Source organism: Microbacterium sp. H6 (assembly GCF_003314775.1).
GTDB classification, from domain to species: Bacteria; Actinomycetota; Actinomycetes; order Actinomycetales; family Microbacteriaceae; genus Microbacterium; species Microbacterium oxydans.
On the sequence record NZ_QOAY01000062.1, the window covers coordinates 26,832 to 34,049 of the forward strand.

Consider the following 7,218-nt stretch of genomic DNA (forward strand, 5'->3'; position numbering starts at 1 on the left):
TCGACGGTGCCTGACGAGTCGACACACAACGACGACCCGGGTATCGGCACCCGTCGACCCGATGTCGACGAGGGGAATCGCGAAGACGGAGACCCCGGCCGCCGGGCCTGAGGTCTCCGTCCCACGATTGACAGCCGCGTCTGTCAATCGCGGCTGTCAGGCTCGCGTCACACCGTCGACGGGCGCAGCACCACCTTGATGCAGCCGTCTTCCTTCTTCTGGAAGGTGCGGTACAGCTCAGGCGCGTCGTCGAGGGGCGCACTGTGCGTGGTGAGGTCCATCACACCGAGCGGGTCGGCGATGTCCTCGACCAGGGGCACCAGCTCATCCACCCAGTTCTTCACGTTGCACTGCCCCATGCGCAGGGTGATCTGCTTGTCGAACAGCGTCTTCATCGGCATGATGTCGGCGTCGCCCGCGTAAACTCCGCTCAGCGATACGGTCCCTCCGCGGCGAACGGTGTCGATGGAGGCGTAGACGGCGGCCAGACGATCGACACCCGCCTTGTCGAGCAGCTGTCGTGCCGCCGGATCCGGGAGTACGCCCACCGCCTTCTGCACGAACTCGACGCCCGCGTTGCCGTGAGCCTCGAGCCCGACGGCATCCACCACCGAATCGGCGCCGCGCCCGTCGGTCAGGTCCCGCAGCTCATCCACGATCGTGTCGGTGAGGTCGAACGTCTCGATGCCGTGGCGTTCCGCCATGGCGCGACGCTCCGGCACCGGATCGACCGCGAGCACCCGGTGCCCCCGGTGCCGTCCGATGCGGGAGACGAACTGTCCGACCGGACCGAGCCCCATCACCACGAGGGTTCCGTCGTCCGGCACCTGTGCATACTCCACTCCCTGCCACGCCGTGGGAAGGATGTCGCTGAGGAACAGATACCGCTCATCGGGCAGGTCGCTCGCGATGGGGATGTGGTTGTAGTCGGCGAGGGGCACCCGCAGATACTCCGCCTGCCCGCCGGGGACCTGCCCGTACAGCTTCGTGTACCCGAAGAGGGCGGCTCCGCTGCCGTACTCGCGCACCTGGGTGGTCTCGCACTGCGACTGGAAGCCGCGTCGACACAGGTAGCATTCTCCGCACGCGATGTTGAACGGGATGACGACACGGTCTCCCACGGCGAGCGTCTTCACGTCCGCACCCACCTCGACGACGACTCCCATCGGCTCGTGGCCCAGGATGTCGCCGCGATCGAGGAACGGGCCCAGCAGCTCGTACAGATGCAGGTCGGAACCGCAGATTGCCGAGGACGTGACCCGGATGATCGCATCCTCCGGCTGCTGGATGACCGGATCGGGAACCTCCTCCACCGTCACCGTGCGCTTGCCCTGCCAGGTCAATGCCTTCATGATGTCCTCCGATCCTTGGTCTTCGTTCGTCCGCGCCACGCTCGTCGCTCCCAGGGCGACCGGCCACCGGGTTGACAGCTGCCTCTTGACGTGCGGACGCGCGTCTCAGTGGAACGGACAGCCGCGGGTCGATCCGCTCTTGCGCACCGCTCCGCCCGATGCGGGTCTGGTCGGCAGTCGTCGCCGGTTCACCTCGAGTCCGGTGTCGAGGATGTCGAGACGCGGATCACTCAGCACGGCGATCGCCGCAGAGAGACCGGCGATCACGAGCTTCTCGCCGGGGCAGCGGTGCCCGGTGGCGACGTCGGCACCGCCCTGCGGGATGAAGGTGCGGATCGACTCGTGATTTTCGACGTCGGTGAACCGCTCGGGTGCGAATCGATGCGGGTGGGCCCACGATTGCTCGTCGGTGTCGGTGCCGAGGATGTCGAGCACCACGCGCCCGCCTGCCGGCACCCGCACGTCGCCGATCTCGATGTCGACGATCGCGCGCCCGGGCAGCATGGGCACGAACAGAGCGGTGCGCCGCACCTCCTGCGCGAACATCACGGCCAGAGGCCCGCTCACCAGCGCATTCCGTTCGACGGTCTCGGCGGCGATCCGCTCGCGCCATTCGGGCCTGTCGTGCAGTTCCTTGGCCGCGAAGGCCACGAAACGCGCCGCGGCGATCATCGGGCGGATGCTGTTCTGCAGTTCGATGCCGGCGAGGCGGGCAGGGAGCAACGAGCCGTCCTGATCGCGGTGGTCGGCCCACTCGGCCAGGGCTGTGCCTTCTTCGGCGTGCAGTGAGCCAGATCGGACGGCATCGATGAGTCGCTCCGCATGCCGATCGGACCACATCCTGTTCACGAAGGCGGCCACGTACTCGGGTGAGTAGGGAACACCGAAGCCGTCGACGATCTGCGCCAGCCGAGCCGCCCATCGGGTCTTCGCTGCCGGTGTACCCGGCAGCCCGGCCCAGCCCATGATCGCGCGGCCGAAGGCGCCGACCGCCGCGTCGTACGCACTGCGGGTTCCCCCATCGAGCCAGGCGTCCTCCTCCACTCTCCACTCGCGCTCCAGCCAGGGAGTCAGGCGCGCGACCTGCGCATCCTCATAGGCCACCTCCACGAACGTCGCTTTGCGGTGTCGGTGCGCCGACCCGTCCAGGCTGTGCACGGACCCGTGTCCGAACAGCGTCTCCTGGACGATCTTCGGCATGGCGCCGTGGCGGGCGATGCGCGACTCGTCATAGAACAGGTCGATGCCCTCGACTCCCCGCACGAACACCGCGTCGTCTCCGAGCAGTCGCATCGGAGCCGACCGTGCACCGGGCTCCGCACGCCGCCAGATGCGTGCGCCGAAGTCGTAGCCCCGGGTGAGGAGCGAGGGCGAATCGTCGTGGACGACCGCGGTGACGGCCTGCACCACGCGTGAGCTCAGTCTTTGCAACATGCTCCGACGGTGCCAGGCGCCGCCTGATCCCTCCAGGGGGGAGCGCTCCGGATCGGAGTGTGCTATCTCCGTCGGATCCGCGATGTCAAGCGGGTCCCCTTGGCGCCTGGATGCCGCGCAGGATGACTCCGCAGGAGCAGACGGCGCTGCAAACAGACGGTGCTGCAAATGGACGGCGCTGCAAGGAGGAGACATGGCGACGAACACCCGTGACCTGGCGTGCACGACGGATGACGTGTTCCGCGTGCTCGCGAACGGCTGGCTCTACCCCGCATGGGTGGTCGGAGCTTCCCGCATGAGAGACGTCGACGAGACCTGGCCGGCGGTGGCGGCGCAGTTGCATCACTCCGTCGGGGTCTGGCCCGTGCTGCTCGACGACACGACCGAGGTGCGCGAGTGGGATCCGCCGCGGCGGGTCGTGCTCAGGGCGCGCGGCTGGCCGATGGGCGAGGCGACGGTCACGCTGCGAGCACGCACGACCCCCTCCGGTTGTCAGGTGCGCATCGACGAGGAGCCCGTCGCAGGGCCCGCGGCGCTGATCCCGCGGTTCCTGACCGCCCCGATCCTGCGCTGGCGCAATGCCGAGACGCTCCACCGCCTGTCATACCTCGCGGAGGGGCAAACCGACTGAGTCCGCTCGATCGGCCGCGGCGTCGCCGCCGAGAGCGAGGGCGACCGCGGCATCCACATGCAGCGCCGTCGTCGGGAACACGGGCACCGGTGCATCGCCGGAGGAGATGAGCAGCTCGATCTCGGTGCAGCCGAGGACGATCCCCTCTGCGCCGTCGCCCACCAGGCGCTCGATCACCTCCGCGTAACGTCGACGGGACTCGTCGCGGATGACACCGTGCACGAGCTCGTCGTAGATGACGGCGTGGACAAGCGCGCGATCGTCGGCGCCGGGGACGAGTGTGCGGACACCGTGCCGCGCGAGCCGTTCTGCGTAGAACGGCTGCTCCATCGTGAAGGCCGTGCCCAGAAGCCCGACGGTCCGCAGGCCCGCGGCGGTGATCGCCTCACCTGCGGGATCGGCGATGTGCAGGAACGGGATGCCGACCGCCGCTCGGATGCGGTCGGCGACCAGATGCATCGTGTTGGTGGCGAGCACGAGAAGCTCCGCACCGGCACCCTCCAGCGCTGCGGCGCGCGACGCCAGCAGATCACCCGCGGCGTCCCAGTCGCCACGCGCCTGCATCGCCTCGATCTCCGCGAAGTCGAGCGAGTCCAAAAGGATGCGAGCGGAGTGGTGGCCACCGCGCTGCGCGCGCACCCGTTCGTTCGCCAGCCGGTACCACTCCAGTGACGACTCCCAGCTCATGCCGCCCAGGACACCGATCGTCTTCATCGACGCACCACTCCCCTCTTCGCCGTCAGGCGTTCCCTGCGCGCATGAACTCCTCGGCATCGCGCACCTGCTCGGCGGACGGTCGGATGCCGGTGTAGAGCACGAACTGCTCCAATGCCTGCAGTGTCGCGACCTCTGCTCCTGTGATCAGGGTCTTCCCCGCTGTGCGAGCCGCGGCGATCAGCGGAGTCTCGGCGGGAAGCGCGACCACGTCGAAGACCACGGACGCGCGTGCGATCGTCTCCTCGGGGAACGCGAGCGCGTGCTCCTCCGCGCCCCCGGCCATGCCGATCGGGGTCACGTTGACCAACACGTCGGCCGTGGCCTCGCCGACCTCCGCCGACCAGTCGAATCCGTACAGGTCCGCCAGCGCACGTCCGCTCTCCTCGTTCCTGGCGACGATGGTCACGCGCGAGAAGCCGGCGTCCCGGAATGCTGCCGCGGTCGCCTTGGCCATGCCGCCCGACCCACGCAGCAGCACCGAGCTCGCAGGATCCAGGTGCTCGCGTTCGATGAGCTGAGCGATCGCCGAGTAGTCGGTGTTGTGGGCGGTGAGCACACCGTCGTCGTTGACGATGGTGTTGACCGAGTCGATCGCGCTCGCCGAGGGATCCATCCGGTCGACCAGGGCGATGACGTCTTCCTTGTAGGGCATCGAGACCGCGCAGCCGCGGATGCCGAGCCCGCGGACGCCCGCGATGGCCTGCGTGAGATCGGTGGGGGCGAACGCCTTGTAGATCCAGTTGAGCCCGAGCGCTTCATAGAGGTGGTTGTGGAAGCGCGTGCCGTTGTTGCTGGGCCGTGCGGAGAGCGAGATGCACAGCGTCATGTCCTTGTTGAGCAGAGTCACCGCATCAGGCTACTCGCGAGTGACGGAGCCCGCGGATTCGGGGGAGAGAGGACGACGGAGGTGCCTCCGTGCTGTGAGTCCCGTCTCCGCCCGAAACCTGCGATCCCTGCGGGATCAGTACCCTGACCTTCTCCGATATCGCGTGGACGAGAGTCCGTGGCGACATCGTGCATCCTCCCCTATGGTGAAGGTGCATGCACACGGGGATTGATCGTCTCCGTCTCTCCCCAGGAGACGGCGGCCTTCCCCAGGGGCAGACGATCCGTGCATGCGATTGGGCCCTCTCGAGTAGTTCAGTCCCCAATGGGCTACTCGAGGGGGCCGCTATCGTCCAGTCTCGCACCGAAGTTCAGATTTGTCCCCCAAAAGGGGGACAAGAGCGTCGAAAAGGAGCTAAGCTGTTCCTGACGCACCCTCCGGTCGTCTTCGGCCCTCATCGCTCCCCCCGCGGTGAGGGCCACACCATTTTCGGGGCGCCTCAGGCGCCGTGCGGGTCGCGAAGCGACGCATGACGGGCGGATGCCGCTCGTGCAACATTTGGATTACCTTCTTGCAGCGGCTATTCCGCTCGGGGCCTCCTCCACTAGCGTTAGCGATGTCGGGGCATCCCTGCGTCGGCTTCTTCATCAGCAGAACAGGCAGTACATGAGCACCCAGGGCACGGTCAAGTGGTTCAACTCGGAGAAGGGCTTCGGCTTCATCTCCCCCGACGACGGAGGCGCTGACGTCTTCGCGCACTACTCCGCCATCCAGTCATCCGGCTACCGGTCTCTCGAAGAGAACCAGCGAGTCGAGTTCGATGTGGCACAGGGTCCGAAGGGCCTGCAGGCAGAGAACATCCGCCCCGTCTGAGACGGGCGCGACACAGAACTCCCCACCGGATCGCGTCCCCGATGCGTCATCCGGCGGGGAGTTCTGTGCTTTCTGAGGTCCTCAGCGCCGCTTCGGCTGATACCCGTCAGCGGGAGGAGGCGGGGTCAGCTCAGCAGCAGCGCGCGCAATTCTGCGACCGAGGCCGCTCGGAACGCGGCGTCATCGCCTTCGTGCCTGTCGCTGAAGCCCCACTCGACGAAGATGACGGGGACGTCGTTGGCGTTCCCGCCTTCCACGTCGTGATGGCGGTCACCGACCAGAACCGGTCGTGACGTGTCGGCGCCGAGCGCGCGCAGCCGACGAAGCGCCTCGGCGACGATGTCGGTCTTCGAGGCGAGAGTCGACTCGTCGGGGGTCGCGCCGACTGTGGTCAGGAACGCGGGGCGCAGGCCGAAGTGATCGACGAGGGCATCGACCTGGTTCTCGGGCTTCGAGCTGGCGGTCGCCTGCGGCACCCCGGCGGCGTGCAGCTCGTTGATGAGCTCGACGACGCCCGGATAGGTCGCGACATCGGTCGTGTAGCCGTCGGCCTTCCCGAGCGTGCGGTAGAAGGCCACGGCCTCGGCGGACTGCTCCGGGGTCATTCCCGCCTGGTCCTGGAAGGACTGGAACATGGGCGGACCGATCCAGTGCACCAGCTGCTCACGCGTGGGCGCGGGGTGGCCGAAGTGCGTGAGCGCGATGTCGAGCCGGCGAAGGATGCCGACGGACGCGTCGACGATGGTGCCGTCGACGTCCCACAGCACGCAGGAGTAAGGGGAGTGAGGCACCCCTCCACCCTATGGCCCGGAAGAGGACGGTCGCCTTTCCTGCACAGGTGTGCACGAACAGGGCTTATCCACGTCTCATGTGAGCACTCTATGTCCCCATATAAGGTCGTGACAACGGCGGATGTGCGAGTCAGAATGGGGGTATGTACGTGTCGGTGGAGATCATCACGATGTTGGCCACGGCCGCGACGCTGCTGGTGGCGATCATCGGCGGATTCGGCTGGACGATCAACCGGATGGATGCGCGTTTCGCGGCGCAGGACGCACGACTCGATGCACGGTTCGATGCGCAGGACGCGAAGTTCGATGCGCGGTTCGATGCGCGTTTCGCGGCGCAGGACGCACGACTCGACGCACGGTTCGATGCGCAGGACGCGAAGCAGGACGCGCAGGACGCGAAGCTCGATGCGCACGATGCGAAGTTCAGCGCACGGTTCGCGAGTCTCGAATCGCGATTCGACCGCGTGGATGCGCGATTCGATCGAGTCGAGCAGGAGATCTTCGAGGTGAAGATCGCGATCGCGCGTCTGGAGGGGCCGACGCCGCGGCTCATCCCCGTCCGTTGAGGCCGTCTGCTCAGAACAGGCGGGGGAT

The 7,218-nt window shown here is 67.4% G+C and carries 8 protein-coding genes; 3 read left to right on the forward strand and 5 right to left on the reverse strand.

What is annotated here, in order from left to right; genetic code table 11:
* Nucleotides 1–167: 167 nt before the first annotated feature.
* Nucleotides 168–1,352, reverse strand: a complete 1,185-nt coding sequence (locus DSP71_RS04225) for a zinc-dependent alcohol dehydrogenase (protein WP_058630980.1) — start codon at nt 1,350–1,352, stop codon at nt 168–170.
* A 105-nt stretch (nt 1,353–1,457) separates the two neighbouring features.
* Complete coding sequence (locus DSP71_RS04230) at nt 1,458–2,786, reverse strand: cytochrome P450 (RefSeq protein WP_113680430.1); 1,329 nt, start codon at nt 2,784–2,786, stop codon at nt 1,458–1,460.
* A 193-nt stretch (nt 2,787–2,979) separates the two neighbouring features.
* On the opposite strand from DSP71_RS04230, the gene DSP71_RS04235 reads away from it, so the two are divergent.
* Nucleotides 2,980–3,417 carry an SRPBCC family protein gene (locus DSP71_RS04235; RefSeq protein ID WP_061016319.1) on the forward strand — a complete coding sequence of 146 codons (438 nt, stop codon included), beginning with the start codon at nt 2,980–2,982 and terminating at the stop codon, nt 3,415–3,417.
* Here the strand turns inward: DSP71_RS04235 and DSP71_RS04240 are convergent.
* On the reverse strand, nt 3,388–4,131 hold the full coding sequence (locus DSP71_RS04240; protein ID WP_113680431.1) for an aspartate/glutamate racemase family protein: 744 nt from the start codon (nt 4,129–4,131) through the stop codon (nt 3,388–3,390). The two genes, DSP71_RS04235 and DSP71_RS04240, sit on opposite strands and share 30 nt — an antisense overlap.
* A 25-nt stretch (nt 4,132–4,156) precedes the next feature.
* Nucleotides 4,157–4,981, reverse strand: a complete 825-nt coding sequence (locus tag DSP71_RS04245; RefSeq protein WP_258546250.1) for a shikimate 5-dehydrogenase — start codon at nt 4,979–4,981, stop codon at nt 4,157–4,159.
* Nucleotides 4,982–5,626: 645 nt separating this feature from the next.
* Here DSP71_RS04245 and DSP71_RS04250 point away from each other — a divergent pair.
* Nucleotides 5,627–5,833 (forward strand): cold-shock protein, encoded by a 207-nt coding sequence (locus tag DSP71_RS04250; protein ID WP_017203899.1) that lies wholly within the window; start codon nt 5,627–5,629, stop codon nt 5,831–5,833.
* 125 nt (nt 5,834–5,958) lie between these two features.
* On the opposite strand, the gene DSP71_RS04255 is transcribed toward DSP71_RS04250, so the two are convergent.
* Entirely contained in the window at nt 5,959–6,624 is a 666-nt protein-coding gene (locus tag DSP71_RS04255; RefSeq protein WP_058630908.1) for an HAD hydrolase-like protein, read from the reverse strand.
* Between the two features lie 143 nt (nt 6,625–6,767).
* On the opposite strand from DSP71_RS04255, the gene DSP71_RS04260 reads away from it, so the two are divergent.
* Nucleotides 6,768–7,190, forward strand: a complete 423-nt coding sequence (locus DSP71_RS04260) for a response regulator (RefSeq protein ID WP_113680437.1) — start codon at nt 6,768–6,770, stop codon at nt 7,188–7,190.
* The last annotated feature ends 28 nt before the right edge of the window (nt 7,191–7,218 follow it).